The organism is Nonomuraea sp. NPDC059007, from assembly GCF_042740555.1.
In the GTDB taxonomy this organism is placed as follows: Bacteria; Actinomycetota; Actinomycetes; order Streptosporangiales; family Streptosporangiaceae; genus Nonomuraea.
The window spans coordinates 69241-84354 of record NZ_JBHYJD010000021.1 but is presented as its reverse complement, the minus strand read 5'-3'; the positions used below and the strand labels follow the sequence as shown (position 1 = coordinate 84354).

At 70.7% G+C, this 15114-nt stretch carries 17 protein-coding genes; 8 read left to right on the top strand and 9 right to left on the bottom strand.

Features of this window, described 5'->3' with window-relative positions; all coding sequences use genetic code 11:
• The first annotated feature begins 96 nt into the window (after positions 1-96).
• Complete coding sequence (locus tag ACFWY5_RS31175; protein ID WP_379636187.1) at positions 97-852, top strand: putative protein N(5)-glutamine methyltransferase; 756 nt, start codon at positions 97-99, stop codon at positions 850-852.
• 3 nt (positions 853-855) lie between these two features.
• On the opposite strand, the gene ACFWY5_RS31170 is transcribed toward ACFWY5_RS31175, so the two are convergent.
• Together ACFWY5_RS31170 and ACFWY5_RS31165 are read right to left on the bottom strand one after the other, a co-directional pair.
• Positions 856-1989 carry a sensor histidine kinase gene (locus ACFWY5_RS31170; protein WP_379636185.1) on the bottom strand — a complete coding sequence of 378 codons (1134 nt, stop codon included), beginning with the start codon at positions 1987-1989 and terminating at the stop codon, positions 856-858.
• Complete coding sequence (locus ACFWY5_RS31165) at positions 1986-2630, bottom strand: response regulator transcription factor (protein WP_379614090.1); 645 nt, start codon at positions 2628-2630, stop codon at positions 1986-1988. The genes ACFWY5_RS31170 and ACFWY5_RS31165 overlap by 4 nt, the downstream gene beginning before the upstream one ends.
• 89 nt (positions 2631-2719) lie before the next feature.
• Here ACFWY5_RS31165 and ACFWY5_RS31160 point away from each other — a divergent pair, with 89 nt between their 5' ends.
• From ACFWY5_RS31160 to ACFWY5_RS31145, 4 genes are read left to right on the top strand one after another with little or no spacing between them, the layout of a single operon-like run.
• Positions 2720-3220, top strand: a complete 501-nt coding sequence (locus ACFWY5_RS31160; RefSeq protein WP_379636183.1) for a hypothetical protein — start codon at positions 2720-2722, stop codon at positions 3218-3220.
• The gene (locus tag ACFWY5_RS31155) at positions 3217-4272 is read left to right on the top strand and encodes an efflux RND transporter periplasmic adaptor subunit (RefSeq protein ID WP_379636181.1); all 1056 of its coding nucleotides are present in this window, start codon (positions 3217-3219) and stop codon (positions 4270-4272) included. The genes ACFWY5_RS31160 and ACFWY5_RS31155 overlap by 4 nt, the downstream gene beginning before the upstream one ends.
• Positions 4269-4925 (top strand): ABC transporter ATP-binding protein, encoded by a 657-nt coding sequence (locus ACFWY5_RS31150; protein ID WP_379614084.1) that lies wholly within the window; start codon positions 4269-4271, stop codon positions 4923-4925. Before ACFWY5_RS31155 ends, ACFWY5_RS31150 begins: the two co-directional genes overlap by 4 nt.
• Positions 4922-6100 carry an ABC transporter permease gene (locus ACFWY5_RS31145; protein ID WP_379614082.1) on the top strand — a complete coding sequence of 393 codons (1179 nt, stop codon included), beginning with the start codon at positions 4922-4924 and terminating at the stop codon, positions 6098-6100. Before ACFWY5_RS31150 ends, ACFWY5_RS31145 begins: the two co-directional genes overlap by 4 nt.
• Positions 6101-6182: 82 nt before the next feature.
• On the opposite strand, the gene ACFWY5_RS31140 is transcribed toward ACFWY5_RS31145, so the two are convergent.
• Positions 6183-7235: a quinone-dependent dihydroorotate dehydrogenase gene (locus tag ACFWY5_RS31140; protein ID WP_379636179.1), complete on the bottom strand. Its 1053-nt coding sequence runs from the start codon at positions 7233-7235 to the stop codon at positions 6183-6185.
• Between the two features lie 6 nt (positions 7236-7241).
• The gene (locus ACFWY5_RS31135) at positions 7242-7892 is read right to left on the bottom strand and encodes a response regulator (RefSeq protein WP_379636178.1); all 651 of its coding nucleotides are present in this window, start codon (positions 7890-7892) and stop codon (positions 7242-7244) included.
• 67 nt (positions 7893-7959) lie between these two features.
• Here ACFWY5_RS31135 and lpdA point away from each other — a divergent pair, with 67 nt between their 5' ends.
• Positions 7960-9339, top strand: coding sequence for a dihydrolipoyl dehydrogenase (lpdA, locus tag ACFWY5_RS31130; protein ID WP_379614076.1), 1380 nt, complete (start codon positions 7960-7962; stop codon positions 9337-9339).
• Between the two features lie 4 nt (positions 9340-9343).
• Here the strand turns inward: lpdA and ACFWY5_RS31125 are convergent, their stop codons facing one another.
• Both ACFWY5_RS31125 and ACFWY5_RS31120 read right to left on the bottom strand, forming a co-directional pair.
• Complete coding sequence (locus tag ACFWY5_RS31125; protein WP_379614074.1) at positions 9344-9781, bottom strand: DUF1772 domain-containing protein; 438 nt, start codon at positions 9779-9781, stop codon at positions 9344-9346.
• A gap of 68 nt (positions 9782-9849) precedes the next feature.
• Positions 9850-10560: a TetR/AcrR family transcriptional regulator gene (locus ACFWY5_RS31120; RefSeq protein ID WP_379614072.1), complete on the bottom strand. Its 711-nt coding sequence runs from the start codon at positions 10558-10560 to the stop codon at positions 9850-9852.
• A gap of 112 nt (positions 10561-10672) precedes the next feature.
• Here ACFWY5_RS31120 and ACFWY5_RS31115 point away from each other — a divergent pair, with 112 nt between their 5' ends.
• Entirely contained in the window at positions 10673-12115 is a 1443-nt protein-coding gene (locus ACFWY5_RS31115; protein ID WP_379636176.1) for a DHA2 family efflux MFS transporter permease subunit, read from the top strand.
• 53 nt (positions 12116-12168) lie between these two features.
• Positions 12169-12363, top strand: coding sequence for a heavy-metal-associated domain-containing protein (locus tag ACFWY5_RS31110; protein WP_379614068.1), 195 nt, complete (start codon positions 12169-12171; stop codon positions 12361-12363).
• Between the two features lies 1 nt (position 12364).
• Here the strand turns inward: ACFWY5_RS31110 and ACFWY5_RS31105 are convergent, their stop codons facing one another.
• The 3 genes from ACFWY5_RS31105 to ACFWY5_RS31095 are packed head-to-tail and all read right to left on the bottom strand — an operon-like array spanning position 12365 to position 15052.
• A complete protein-coding gene (locus tag ACFWY5_RS31105) occupies positions 12365-13963 on the bottom strand; it encodes a beta-N-acetylhexosaminidase (protein ID WP_379636174.1) in 1599 nt (532 codons plus the stop codon).
• Positions 13960-14775 (bottom strand): N-acetylmuramoyl-L-alanine amidase, encoded by an 816-nt coding sequence (locus ACFWY5_RS31100; protein ID WP_379636172.1) that lies wholly within the window; start codon positions 14773-14775, stop codon positions 13960-13962. The genes ACFWY5_RS31105 and ACFWY5_RS31100 overlap by 4 nt, the downstream gene beginning before the upstream one ends.
• Before the next feature lie 28 nt (positions 14776-14803).
• Positions 14804-15052, bottom strand: coding sequence for a hypothetical protein (locus tag ACFWY5_RS31095; RefSeq protein WP_379614062.1), 249 nt, complete (start codon positions 15050-15052; stop codon positions 14804-14806).
• Positions 15053-15114 lie beyond the last annotated feature (62 nt).

The following is a 15114-nucleotide window of genomic DNA, read 5'->3' as shown; positions in this document are numbered from 1 at the left end:
GACTTGAGGAGGTGAGACCGATTTCCGCAACCGAGACGCGGGCGATCTCACCAGTGACGTTCGGAGACGCCCGCGGGTAACCCCGAGAGGCGTTCCGTGTCACCCGAAGAAGTCGTCACCAAGCTCCGTTCCGCCGGCTGCGTGTTCGCCGAGGACGAGGCGGAGCTCATCCTCTCCACCGCCGCCGACCCCGGCGAACTGGCCGCCATGGTGGCCCGGCGGGCCGAGGGCTTTCCCCTGGAGCAGGTCGTGGGCTGGGCGGAGTTCTGCGGCCTGCGCGTGCGCATCGATCCCGGCGTGTTCGTGCCGCGCCGCCGTACCGAGTTCCTGGTACGGCGGGCCGCCGCGCTGGCCCCCGGCCCAGGCGTGATCCTCGACCTGTGCTGCGGCTCCGGCGCCATGGGCGCGGCGCTGGCCGTCCTGACCGGCGGCGAACTGCACGCGGCCGACGTCGACCCGGCGGCGGTCGCCTGCGCGCGCCGCAACCTGGGCGAGAACGTGTACCTGGGCGACCTGTTCGACCCGCTGCCGCCGAGGCTGCGCGGCCGGGTGGACGTGCTGCTGGCGAACGTCCCCTACGTCCCGACCGCCGACCTGGCCCTGCTGCCGACCGAGGCCAGGAACCACGAGCCGCGGGTCACGCTGGACGGCGGCCCCGACGGCCTGGACGTGCTGCGGCGGGTCACCGAGGGCGCGCCGCGCTGGCTGGCTCCCGGCGGGCTGCTGCTGTTCGAGACCAGCGAGCGCCAGGCCGATCAGGCCGTCGACGCGGTCACTTCCAGCGGGCTGAAGGCGCGGGTGCTGCGCTCAGAGGAGTTCCACGCGACGGTGGTCACGGGCCTGCTGCCCTGACGGTCAGGCGGGCAGGCGCAGGGTCACCGAGAGCCCGCCCTCGGGGCGGGGCTTGGCGGTCACGGTGCCGCCGTGGGCCTCGGTGATCGCCCGCACGATCGACAGGCCGAGGCCCGCGCCGCGCCCGGACTGCACCCGGTCGCCGTTGCGCCGGAATGGCTCGAACAGGTCCTCCACCTCGAACGGGGAGACCACGGGCCCGGTGTTCTCGACGGTGACGGTTCCGCCGCCGCCGTACGACTCGCGCAGGGTGATCCACACCTGCCCGCCGCGGACGTTGTACTTGATCGCGTTCTCGACCAGGTTGAACACGCAGCGCTCCAGGAACAGCGGATCGCCCTCGGCCACGGCGGGCCGCAGGTCCTCGACGATCGTCACCCCCCGCTTGACGGGCGTGAGCTCCAGCGCGGTGCGTATCACCCGCTCCAGCCGGACCGGCTTGCGCGTGGTCAGCTCCTGCTCGGACTGCGCGAGCAGCAGCAGGCCCTCGATCAGCCGCTCGTAGCGCGCGTTGGTGCCGAGCAGCGCCCTGGCCAGCGCCTTCAGGTCGGGAGAGGCCTCCGGCTCCTCCAGCGACACCTCCAGCACCGTCCGGTTGATCGCCAGCGGGGTGCGCAGCTCGTGCGAGGCGTTGGCGATGAACCTGCGCTGCGCGTCGAAGACCCGGTGCAGGCGGCCGAGCATCGCGTCGAAGGTGTCGGCCAGCCGCTTGACCTCGTCCTGCGGGCCCTCCAGCGCGATCCGCTCGTGCAGCGTGCTCTCGGACAGGCGCTGCGCGGTCTCGGTCACCCTGTTCAGCGGCTTCAGCGCCCGGTCGGCGACCAGATAGCCGATGACCACCGCGGCAAGCCCGATCATCACCATGGCGCTGACCGACCACTGCAGGATCTCGCTGAGCGCCTTGTCCGCGCGCTCGCCCACCTCCGCCTGAGCCTGGGCCTGGGCCTGGAAGAACACGGCGTCCCTGGACTGGGCACCGGTCGGGAGCGGCGGCCCGGTTCCGATGACCTTGACGAACTTCGCCTCAAGCGAGCGGGCGGTCAGCAGATAGGTGATCCACAACAAGGCCGAGCCGGCGACGAAGAACAGACCGCCGTAGATCAGGGTGAGCCGCATGCGCAGCCCGAGCCGCTTCACAGGCGATACCCCTGGCCGGGCACGTTCGTGATCACAGCGGGCGCGCCCAGCTTCCTGCGCAGCGAGGTCAGCGTGACGCGCAGCACTCCCGTGCCACTCTCCGCGAACTCGTCCCACACGCTCTTGCGCAGCCCGGTCGAAGTGATCAGCTCGCCGTCCGCGCGCAGCAGCTCGTGCAGCACGTCGAACTCCTTGCGGTTCAGGCTCACGTCCCTGCCGTCGCGGGTGACCGTACGGCAGGCCGGGTCCAGCCGGATGCCCGCCCGCTCGACGACCGGCGCGCTCGCCCGGCCCGTACGGCGGGCCAGCGTACGCACCCTGGCCACCAGCTCGGCGAACGCGAACGGCTTCACCAGGTAGTCGTCCGCGCCGATGGTCAGCCCGTCCACCCGGTCGTGCAGCTGCCCGGCGGCGGTGAGCATGATGATCCGGCTGCGCGCCATGAGCTCGCGGCAGACGTCGTCCCCGTGCACCTCGGGCAGGTCCCGGTCCAGCACGATGACCGAGTAGTCGACGTAGGAGGCCAGGTCGAGCGCCTCCTGCCCGTCGTAGGCCACGTCGACGGCCATCGCGTTCAGCCGCAGCCCCCGCGCGATGGCGTCGGCCATCTGTTCCTCGTCTTCCACGACAAGCACCCGCATGCTGCAAAGACTCACCGACGCGGTGTTAGCGGGGGGTAAGTCCGGCGGCTTATCCGCGTTTAGCACCCGCTCCGATGAAGTGCGGTGCCATGAACCTTCGCCTCATTCCGGCCGCAGCGGCCATGCTCCTGGCACTCGCCGCCTGCGGCTCCACCAGCGCCACCACAGGCACCGGCGCCACCACCTCCGGCGCCTCCGCCAGCCCGTCGGGCAACGCCCGCGACGCCCAGCTCAAGTTCGCCCAGTGCATGCGGGAGAACGGCGTCGAGATGGACGACCCAGCCGAGGACGGCCGTATCCAGTTCAAGGTCGGTCAGCGCACCGACCGGTCCAAAATGGAGAAGGCGCAGAAGGAGTGCCAGAAGCACCTCAAGGGCGTCATGGGCGACCAGGGCGGGGCCATGGACCCGAAGCGCCGCGACCAGATGGTGAAGTTCGCCCAGTGCATGCGCGAGAACGGCATCGACGTCCCCGACCCCACGGCCAACGGCGGCATCATGATGACCGGCGGGCCCGGCGACGAAGAGAAGATGAAGAAGGCCCAGGAGGCCTGCAAGCAGTTCCAGCCGGGCGCGGAGAAGCAGTCGTGAGAAAGCTCCTGGCAGCGGCGGCGGTCGCGCTCGTGGGCGCGGCCGCCGCGTGGACGGCGACAGCCGTACTGAGTGACAGTGGCACGGGAACGGCGGCGCCCACCCGCCCGCCCGCGCCGGCCACCACGGAGATCACCAAGCAGGACCTCGTCGACACCCAGACCGTGGACGGCACGCTCGCCTACAACGACGAGCGCGCCATCACCACCGACGCCCGGGGCACCGTGACCTGGGTGCCGGAGGAAGGCGCGCTGATCAAGCGCGGCCGCTCGCTGCTCAAGGTGGACCGCAAGCCCGTCACGCTCATGTACGGCAAGCTGCCCCTCTACCGCACCCTGGAACGCGGCGTCGAGGGCCCGGACGTGACCCAGCTGGAGCGCAACCTCAAGGCGCTCGGCTACGGCGACGACCTGACCGTGGACGACGAGTTCACCTACGCCACCTACCTGGCCGTCCTCGAATGGCAGGAGGACCGCGACCTGGAGGAGACCGGCAGGGTCGACGCCACCCAGGTGGTCTTCCAGCCCGGCGAGGTACGCGTCGGCGACGTCAAGGCCACCGTCGGCGGCAAGGCGATGCCGGGCCAGGAGGCGCTCAAGGCCACCGGCACCCAGCGGCTCGTCCACGTGGACCTCGACACCGACGAGCAGCATCTCGCCAGGAAGGGCGCCAAGGTCACCGTTGAGCTGCCCGGCGGCGAGCGGGCCAAGGGAAAGATCACCGAGGTCGGCACCGTCGCCCAGACCTCAGGCCGCGACGACGACAAGACGACCACCATCGACGTGGACATCACGCTGGACAAGAAGCCCAAGACCAAGCTCGACCAGGCGCCCGTGGACGTGGAGCTGGAGAGCAAGCGGGTCAAGGGCGTGCTGACCGTCCCGGTCGAGGCGCTGCTCGCCACCCGCGAGGGCGGATTCGGCGTCGAGGTCGTCGAGGGTTCCGGCAGCCGTATCGTGCCGGTCGAGCTCGGCGCGTTCGGCAGCGGCCGGGTCGAGGTCACCGGCTCAGGCCTCGCGGAGGGCATGAAGGTCGGGGTGCCCACGGCATGAGCGTCATCGAGCTCCGCGAGGTGACCAAGACCTACAACGGCGACGTGCACGCGCTGCGCGGCGTGGACCTCAAGGTCGACTACGGCGAGCTGGTCGCGATCGTCGGGCCCTCCGGCTCCGGCAAGTCCACGATGCTCAACCTGATCGGCACGCTCGACCGGCCGACCAGCGGGGTGGTACGCATCGCCGGGCACGACATCTCCAAGCTGAGCGACCGCGAGCTGTCGGCGCTGCGCGCCAAGAACCTGGGCTTCGTCTTCCAGCAGTTCCACCTGGCGCCCGGCGTCAGCGCGCTGGACAACGTGGCCGACGGCCTGCTCTACACCGGCACGCCCCGGCGCGTACGTCGCGAGAAGGCCGCCGCGGCGCTCGAACGCGTGGGCCTCGGCCACCGGCTCGGCCACCGGCCCAACCAGTTGTCCGGCGGCGAGCAGCAGCGGGTGGCCGTCGCCAGGGCGGTGGCGGGCGACCCGCCGCTGCTCCTGGCCGACGAGCCGACCGGCAACCTCGACTCCGCCTCCGGCGCCGAGGTCCTGCGCATCCTGGGCGAACTGCACGCCTCCGGCACCACCATCGCGATCATCACCCACGACATGGACGTGGCCTCCTGGTGCCCGCGCCAGGTCAAGGTGCGGGACGGAGCCGTGTCATGAAGCCCGCCAGGCTCAGCCCGTCGGACGTCTTCCGGGTCGGCGCGGCCGGGCTGCGCAGCCGTCCGACCAGGGTGGTGCTGTCCGCGCTCGGCATCGCCATCGGCATCGCCACGATGATCGCGGTCATCGGGATCTCGTCGTCCTCCAGGGAACAACTGCTGCGCCAGCTCGACCAGCTCGGCACCAACCTGCTCACGGTCTCGGCCGGGCAGACGCTCTTCGGCCAGCAGGCCAAGCTGCCCGAGGACGCCGCGGGCATGGTCGAGCGCATGGAGCACGTGCAGACAGCGGGGGCCACCGGCTCCATCAAGACGAGCGTGCGCAGGACCGGCCACATCCCGGAGGCGGTCACCGGGGGCATCGCCGTACAGGCTGCGACGGTTCCGCTGCTCAAGACCCTGGAAGGCAGCGTGGTGGAGGGGGCCTGGCTCAACGCCGCCACCGGCCGCCAGCCGGCCGTCGTGCTCGGCGCCAAGGCCGCCGAACGGCTGGGCATCACCAGAACCGGCGTGCGGGTGTGGATCGGCAACCGCTGGTTCACCGTCCTCGGCATCCTCGGCCCGATGCCGCTGGCCCCCGAGATCGAGCGCTCCGCGCTGGTCGGCTTCCCCGCCGCCGAGAAGTACCTGGGCTTCGACGGCCACCCGACCACCATCTACGAGCGCTCCGACGACGCGGCGGTCGGCGCGGTCCGCGAGGCCCTGCCCCGCACCGTCAACCCGGAGAACCCGAACGAGGTGGAGGTCAGCCGTCCTTCCGACGCGCTGGCCGCCAAGGCCGCCGCCGCGGGCGCCTTCACCAACCTCCTGCTGGGCCTGGGCGCGGTGGCCCTGCTGGTGGGCGGGGTGGGAGTGGCCAACACCATGGTCATCTCCGTCCTCGAACGCCGCAAGGAGATCGGCCTGCGCCGCTCCCTGGGCGCCACGAGGGGACAGGTCCGCATCCAGTTCCTGGCCGAGTCGCTGCTGCTGTCGGCGCTGGGCGGAGTGGCGGGAGCCTTCCTGGGCGCCGTGGCCACGGTCGGCTACGCCGTCTCCCGCGACTGGCCCCCCGTGGTCCCGCCCTGGGCGATCGGCGGCGCCGTGGCCGCCACCCTCCTGATCGGCACCATCGCCGGCATCTACCCGGCCATGCGCGCCGCCCGCCTGTCCCCGACGGTCGCCCTGACGGCCTAGCGATGGCGGCGCCCGGCAAGCGAACCACGCCGGCGCGGCCCAGAGCCGATCGGCCCCTGGGCCGCGCGGGGCAGGCGGGCGCTCAGGCGGTGCGGGCGATGGCCTCGGTGATGGACTTCATGCTGTGGCGGCGCAGGCGGCGGCTCAGCCGGCGGTTGATGCGAGAGGGCCAGAACGGGCCGTTGTAGATCCAGCCCGTGTAGCCCTGGACCAGGGTGGCGCCGGCGAGCAGGCGTTCCCACACGTCGTCCACGTCCTCGACGCCGCCCACGGACACCAGCGTGAGGCGGTCGCCGACCCTGGCGCGCAGGCGGCGCAGGACCGCCAGCGAACGCGCCTTCAGCGGGCGGCCGGACAGGCCGCCCTGCTCGCCGTCGTGCCTGATCGTGGTGTTGGTCGCGATGATGCCGTCGAGCCCCAGCTCAAGGGCGAGGTCCGCCACGGCGTCGACGTCCTCGTCGGCGAGGTCGGGCGCGATCTTCACCAGCAAGGGTGTACGGCGCGCCGTCCCGTCCGCCACCTCCTTCACCGCCGACAGCAGGGGCCGCAGCAGCTCGACCGCCTGCAGGTTCCGCAGCCCCGGGGTGTTGGGCGAGCTCACGTTGACCACGAGGTAGTCGGCCAGCGGCGCGAGCCGCCTGGCGCTGGCCACGTAGTCGGCGGCGGCGCCGGACTCCGGCACCACCTTGGTCTTGCCGATGTTGACCCCGACCACCACCGGCAGCCCCCGCGTACGGCGCAGCCGCCGCTCGGCCGCCGCGGCGCCGTGGTTGTTGAACCCCATCCGGTTGATGATCGCGGCCTGCCCGACCCGGCGGAACAGCCGCGGCCGGGGGTTGCCCGGCTGGGCGTGGGCGGTGATGGTGCCGACCTCGACGTGCCCGAAGCCGAGCGCGGAGATCGCCTCGGCGCAGGCGGCGTCCTTGTCGAACCCGGCGGCCAGCCCGAACGGCCCGGGGAAGTGCACGCCGAACGCGGTGACCCGCAGCGCCGGGTCGTGCGGCGCGAGCCACCGGTGCAGCAGGCGCTTGACGAACGGCAGCGCGGACAGCACGGCGAGCGCGCGGACGGTGGCGTGGTGCACGCTCTCGGCGTCGAACCGGCGCAGGACGAGCGTGAAGAAGAGGCGGTACATCACAGGTCAGGCTACCAATCCGGCCTCGTGGGCGATGATCGCGGCCTGCACTCTGTTGCGCACGCCGAGTCGGGTCAGGATGGCGCTCACGTACGCCTTGACGGTGCCCTCGACGATGAAGAGCCTGGCGGCGATCTCGGCGTTGGAAAGGCCGGCGCCGACGAGGGCGAGGACCTCGCGTTCGCGTTCGGTGAGCGGCTCGATGCGGTCGCGGGCCGCGGCGCCGCGCGACATCTGGCCGCCGGCGAGCTGGGAGATGACCCGCTGGGCCACCTTGGGTGACAGGTAGGCGGCGCCGCCGGCGACGGCGTGGATGCCGGCCAGGAGTTCGCGCGGGTCGCCGGACTTGAGCAGGAAGCCGCTGGCGCCGACGTCGAGCGCCTTGGCGATGTAGTCGTCCTCGCCGAACGTGGTCAGGATGACGACCGCGCTGCCGGGCGCGGCCCGGCGGATCTCGGCGGCGGCGGCCAGGCCGTCCATCCTGGGCATGCGGATGTCGAGCAGGACCACGTCGGGGTGGTGGCTGATGGCCAGGTCGACGGCCTCCTTGCCGTCGGCGGCCTCGGCGACCACGTCAAGCTCGGGGTCGGCCCCGAGGATGGCCTTGATGCCGGCCCTGATCATGGCCTCGTCGTCGGCGAGGAGGATGCGAATCACGGTCTCTATCTTGGCCCCTGGCAGTGCCGTACAAGGTGGGGGTCCGGCGGGCGGTATCGTCCGACGCATGAGCACTCACTATGACGTCGTCGTTCTCGGCGCTGGACCCGGGGGATACACGGCTGCGGTCCGCGCCGCCCAGCTTGGCCTCAAGGCTGCGGTCATCGAGGAGAAGTACTGGGGTGGCGTCTGCCTGAACGTGGGCTGTATCCCCTCCAAGGCGCTGCTGCGCAATGCCGAGCTGGCCCACATCTTCACCAAGGAGGCCAAGACCTTCGGCATCAGCGGCGAGGTCACCTTCGACTACGGCGCCGCCTTCCAGCGCAGCCGCAAGGTGGCCGACGGCCGGGTCAAGGGCGTGCACTTCCTGATGAAGAAGAACGGCATCACGGAGTACAACGGCCGTGGCCAGTTCCTCGACGCCAACACCCTGCAGGTGAACGGCGAGACGGTCACCTTCGGCCACTGCATCATCGCGGCCGGCGCCACCACCCGGCTCATCCCCGGCACCTCGCTGTCGGAGCGGGTCGTGACGTACGAGGAGCAGATCCTCAGCGAGGACCTGCCGGGCAGCATCATCATCGCCGGCGCGGGCGCCATCGGCGTCGAGTTCGCCTACGTGCTGCACAACTACGGCGTCAAGGTGACGATCGTGGAGTTCCTCGACCGGGTCGTGCCGCTCGAGGACGAAGAGGTCTCCGCGGAGCTGGCCAAGCGCTACAAGCGGCTCGGCATCGAGGTGCTCACCTCGACCCGCGTGGAGAACATCGAGGACACCGGCTCCTCGGTCAAGGTCACGGTCACCCGCGACCAGCAGACCCAGGTGCTCGAAGCGGACAAGGTCCTGCAGGCGATCGGCTTCCAGGCTCGGGTCGAGGGCTACGGCCTGGAGAAGACCGGGGTCGCGCTCACCGACAGGGGCGCCATCCAGGTGGACGGCCGTGGCCGTACCAACGTGCCGCACATCTACGCCATCGGTGACGTCACGGCGAAGCTCATGCTGGCGCATGCCGCCGAGGCCATGGCGGTCGTCGCGGCCGAGACGATCGCGGGCGCGGAGACGATGGAGATCGACTTCGCGATGGTGCCGCGGGCCACGTACTGCCAGCCGCAGGTCGCCAGCTTCGGATACACCGAAGCCCAGGCCCGCGACCTGGGGTACGACGTCAAGGTGCAGAAGTTCCCGTTCACCGCGAACGGCAAGGCCCATGGCCTGGGCGACGCCAACGGCTTCGTCAAGATCATCGCGGACGACACCCACGGCGAGATCATCGGCGCCCACCTGATCGGCCCCGAGGTCACCGAGCTGCTGCCCGAGCTGACCCTGGCACAGCAGTGGGACCTCACCGTGCATGAGGTGGGGCGTAACATCCACGCCCACCCCACGCTCGGCGAGGCCGTCAAGGAGGCCGTCCACGGTCTGGCCGGCCACATGATCAACATGTAGCCGCCTACAGGTAGGCGATACCGATGCCGACCAGCACGACCGAGGCGAAGCCGGCCACCGCGCGCAGCGTGTTCCACCCCGTCCACCGGGGCGAGTACTCCGGGTAGGTCATCGTGCCCGCGTCGAGCTTGTTGTTCATCGGCACGTTGATGGCGACGGTGACCAGGAACGAGCCGACGAAGTTGACGCCGGCGGCGAGGAAGAACCACAGGGCGGCCGGGGAGCCCGCGAGGAACCCGGCCGCCAGGGCCGCGACCGGAGCCCCCATGAAGGGGATGTAGAGCCACGGGTTGAGGATCTTCCGGTTGATGCTCCGCATGGCCGTCTCGGCCTGGGCGGGGTCGATCGCGTTGAGTCCGGGCATGACCGACATCGAGAAGGTGTAGAAGAGGCCGGCGATGGCGCCGTGCAGGACGAGGGTGATCAGAGCGAGTGTCATCATGCGACTATCGTGACGCACTCGCCCTGAGACGGTCCATGGCCTGAACGCTTGATCGCATACGAGCGCGTCTACTTCATCCGGGCCGCCATGCCGTCGATCAACAGGTCGAGCCCGTACTCGAACCGGGCCTCCCCGTCGGGGTCGGTCAGCTCGTCCACATAGGTCACGAGCATGGGAAACCGCTCGGGAGGCAGCGATCTGTAGTAGTCCTTGATCTGGCCCACGAAGCTGTTGAGGTAGGTCTCCCGGTCGTTCAGGCCTCTGGCTCGCATCCGCGCGTAGTGCAGCGAGCCCTCGTAGGCGTCGCCGGCGATGTACAGCGACAGCCGGTCCACCCCGAACGAGGCGTCGCGCGGATCCATCCCCGCCGAGATCAGCAACGCCATCATGTACTCCCCGAGCCGCAGCGCGTTGGGTCCGGTCGGCACGGCCGCCATGGCCGCCCTGGCGATGTCGGCGTGGCGGGCCAGGACCCGGTGCGACTCCATCGCGTACTCACGCAGTTGCGCCTTCCAGTTGGCCGGGTCGGCCTCGCCTACCTCGATCTCGCCGAGAACCAGGTCGTAGATCAGCTCCAGCAGCTCTTCCTTGTTGGACACGTGCGCGTACAGCGAGGCCGGGCCCGTGTCGAGCTCCTGGGCGACCCTGCGCATGCTCAGCGCGTCGAGTCCTTCCGCGTCGAGGATCCGCAACCCGGTCTCCACGATCAACGCCTGACTGAGCTGCTGTTTCACCGGCTTGGGCGACTTGCGCCACGGCGGGGTGGGCACTGACGTCATGTTCTCCTCCTCGTGGAACAGTGTACTTGACACGAACGCCGTTCGTCATTAGAACAGTGTCCGTACACGAACGCTGTTCGTTCTAAGAACGATGTTCCCTCTAGGAGTACGCATGACCGTCACCGCCCCCGCGGGGACCCCCGCAGACGTCCAGCCCTACAGATGGCGCTGGGTCGCCCTCTTCGTCATCCTCGCCGCCGAGGTGATGGACCTGCTCGACGCGCTGATCACCACGATCGCCGCCCCGACCATCCAGCGTGAGCTGGGCGGCTCGAACGCGATGGTCCAGTGGCTGACCGCCGGCTACGCGCTGGCCATGGCCGTCGGCCTGATCACCGGAGGCCGCCTCGGCGACCTCTACGGCCGCAAGCGCATGTTCGTGATCGGCGCCTTCGGCTTCACCGCCGCCTCACTGCTGTGCGGCATCAGCGGCAGTCCCGAGATGCTGATCGTCTTCCGCGTCGTGCAGGGCTTGTTCGGCGCCGTGATGATCCCCCAGGGCCTCGGCCTGATCAAGGAGATGTTCCCGCCGAAGGAGATCGGCAAGGCGTTCGCCGCCTTCGGGCCCGTCATGACCATCTCGTCCGTCGGCGGCCCCGTGCTGGCCGGCTGGCTCATCGACGCCGACCTCTTCGGCACCGGCTGGCGCATGATCTTCCTGATCAACCTGCCGCTCGGCCTGGCCGCCGCGTTCGCCGCGATCAAGTTCCTGCCGGAGTACCGGCTCTCCAACGCCACCAGGCTCGACCTCGTCGGCATGCTCCTGGTCTCGGTGGCCGCGTTCCTGCTGATCTTCCCGCTCATCCAGGGACAGGAGCACGACTGGCCCGCCTGGACCTTCGTCTCCATGGCCGCCTCGATCGTCGTCTTCGCCCTCTTCGGCCGCTACGAGAGCGCCCGCGTCCGCAACGGCAAGGACCCGCTCGTCGTGCCCGCCCTCTTCCGCAAGCGCGCCTTCACCACCGGCCTCATCGCCGGGCTCGCGTTCTTCTCCGGCATGGTCGGGTTCGGCGTGGTCTTCAACCTCTTCACCCAGGTCGGTCTCGGCTGGGGACCGCTCCAGGCCGGCATGGCCGGCCTCCCGCAGGCCATCGGCGGCGTGATCGGCTTCGGCCTCGCGATGTCCGGCCTGCAGGCCAGGCTCGGTCGCGGCCTCATGCAGATCGGCGCGGTCGTGATGGCGCTCGGCGCCGCCGTCCTCTCCCTGTTCATCCACCTGAACGGCACGCAGATCGGCTACTGGGAGCTGGCCCCCGGGCTCGCCCTGGTCGGCATCGGCATGGGCCTGACCATGGCCCCGTTCTTCGACATCATCCTGGCCGGCGTCGAACCCCACGAGTCCGGCTCGGCCTCCGGTACCCTCACCGCCGTCCAGCAGCTCGGTGGCGCGCTCGGCGCCGCCGTACTCGGGACGCTGTTCTTCAACCTGCTCAAGAGCCGGATGGCCTTCCCCGACGCCCTCCAGATCACGATCGCCGTGGAGATCGGGCTGCTGGCCGCCACGTTCGCGCTCTCGTTCCTGCTCCCCAGGTTCGCCCGCGAAGAAGGACACTGAGGTTGTACGGCAACCGCCCCCTGCATACCGGCCGGGGGCATACGCTTGTTCCCATGAGCACCACGTACACCGTCACCGGCATGACCTGCGGCCACTGCGTCGCCTCCGTGAAGGAAGAGGTGGGGGAGGTCCCCGGCGTCACAGCCGTGGACGTCGACCTGGCCTCCGGCCGCGTCGCGGTCACCGGCGCGGCCGACGACTCCCTCATCCGCGCCGCCATCAAGGAAGCCGGCTACCAGGTCGCCTGACTCACATGCTGGGCCGGGTCGAGGTGGCGCTCTCGGCCATCTGTTCCACGTGGTTCATGACCTCGGCCACCGAGACCACGCCCGGCCGGTGGGGACGGCGGCGCTGCCACGGCCTCGGCCCCTCCAGCGGCCGGTACTCCACCCCGAGCGCGTCCAGCCGCCCCAGGTGGGCGCGGAGCCGTTCGGGGAAATCGGGACCCGCAGCGCCCGACCAGCCCACCTCGGCCAGCGCGCACGCCCGGGGCCACGCCTTGTAGTCCAGCGTGCGGGCGTCCGGGATGCGCTCGCTCCACAGCTGTGCCTGGAGCCCGAGCACGTGCCTGCGCTCGGCGAGCGACCAGGTGGCCGGCGCGGGGTCGAAGGCGGCCACGTCCGCGACGGTGACCGCGTCGCCGATCGCCATCGGCTCGTCGGACGAGGCGGCCTCGGCGTAGTCGAAGTACAGCGGGAAGACCGGCGTGGCCACCACGTCGTGGCCGGCCGCAGCGGCCCGCCGGCCGACCGGCATGCCGCGCCACGGCATGACGAGCGTGTCCGGCCGCAGGTCACCGGCGACGAACGCCTCGTCCCACACCACGGCCCGCGTGCCCCGCTCGGCCAGCACGTCCGCCAGCCGCCGCAGGAACCACGCGTGCAGCGCCGCCACCGACTCCAGCCCCAGCTCCCGCGCGTAGGCGGTGATCTCGGGGGAGGCGTCCCACTGGTCGAGGACGACCTCGTCCCCGCCGACGTGCACGTACGGCGTCTCGCCCAGCGCGCCCAGCAGTTCGTCGAAGATCGTGGTCAGGAAGCCGACCGTCGCCGGCAGCGGCGACAGGATCGCGGGGGAGATGCCCCACCGCTCCAGCACCTCGACCGGCTCGCCCGTGGCCCCGAACTCGGGGTAGGCGGCCAGGATCGCCGACGCGTGACCCGGCACGTCGATCTCCGGCACGATCGTGACCGCCCGCGCCCGCGCGTACCCGGCGATCTCCGCGAGATCGTCCAGCGTGTAGTAGCCGCCGTGCGGGAGGTCGTCGAACGACTCGGGCTCCCGGTAGTGATGCGTCGCGGTGCGCGGGCGGTGCGAGGCCACCTCGTGCAGGCGCGGGAAGGCCCGGCTCTCCACCCGCCAGCCCTGGTCGTCGACCAGGTGGAGGTGGAGCCGGTTCAGCTTGTGCACGGCCATCAGGTCGACGACGCGCAGGATCTCCCGCTTGGGGAAGAAGTGCCGTGCCACGTCCACGTGCAGGCCGCGCCAGGAGTAGCGCGGCGCGTCCTCGATCCGCACGCCGGGCACCCGCCACTCCGCCCCCGGCGTATGCCGGTAGGAGGCGTCGGGCAGCAACTGGTGCAGCGACTGCCCGGCGTAGAACGCCCCCGCCCGGTCGCCGGCCGAGATCTCGACGCCCCGCGAGCCGGCCGTCAGCCGGTACGACTCGGGCCCCAGGGCCGGGTCGAGCCGGATGTCGACGGCGCCGGAGTCACCCGGCCGCAGGTCGAGGACGGGCAGCGCCAGGCGTACCGCCTCGACCAGGTCGGCGGGGCCGGACACCACGGCGCCCGTGGTCAGCTCGTAGGAGCCGGACAGCTGGCTGAGCAGATTGGGGCGAGGGATCATGCCTTGAGATACTGCTGCAACCCGTTGGCCAACGCCAACGCGATGCGCTGCCGGAACTCGGGGTCGCGGAACTTCGCCGCCTCGCCGGCGTTCTTCATGTTCCCGCACTCGACGAAGATCTTCGGCACCGTCGAGAGGTTGAGCCCGCCGAGGTCGTCGCGGAAGTCGAGGGCGTCCTTGCCGATGTAGGTCGAGTACGGCAGGCCCGTGCCGGTCTTGAACGCCTGCCGTACCGCGAGGCCGAGCTTCTTGGAGTCGCCCACCACCGGGTCCACCGGCCCGTTGATCTTCTCGGGCATGATCACGTGGAAGCCCTTGTTGCCCGGCGAGGAGCCGTCGGCGTGCACCGAGAGCGCGGCGTCGGCCTTGGCCTTGTTCCCGATCGCCGCGCGCTCGGTGATGCACGGGCCCACGCTGTCGTTGTCGGCCCTGGTCAGCTTCACGCTCGCGCCGCGCTGCTTGAGGATCTTGACCAGGCGGTTGGACACGTCCCAGGTGAAGGCCGCCTCGGTGTAGCGGTCGGCGGTCTCCGTACCGGTGGTGTCGCAGGCCTTCCACTTGGTCAGCACGTTCACCTTGCGGTTGACGGCCTTGGGGTCGCGGAAGTTGCCGCCGTTGTGGCCGGGGTCGATGACGATGACCTTGCCGTCGAGCGGCTTCCTGGCCTCGGTGGTCGCGGCCCGCGCGGGTTGCTGTGGTTGTGCCGACACGGCCAGGTCCTGACCGCCCGCGGCGTCACTGTTGGCGACGCCGCCACAAGCGGCGGCGGTCAGGCCGAGCAGGGCGAGAACGGTGGCAGGTAGAGCACGCATGAGCTCCAAGGTACGTCACGATCCGGTCTCACCAGACGTGTTCCCCCACTTCCTGCCGCTGGAGGAGGGCCGCGAGGTCCCTCGCGTCCTCCGCGTCGAGGCCGAGAACCACGCGCGGGCGGCCCCACGGATGGTCGAGGGAGTGGGCGACGTAACTGGCCACGGACTCGGCGCCGACGTCGCTCCCCCTGCCCCTGCCGGCGCGCCAGTGTGCCCAGGCGCGTTCGAGCTCGGCCGCCGCGCGCTGGGCACAGGACACCAGTTCTGGATCACGCATGACTGTTCCCCCCGGAAATGACGCCATGACGCTGACGAGTAAAGCGGGGAGACTCGCCATGG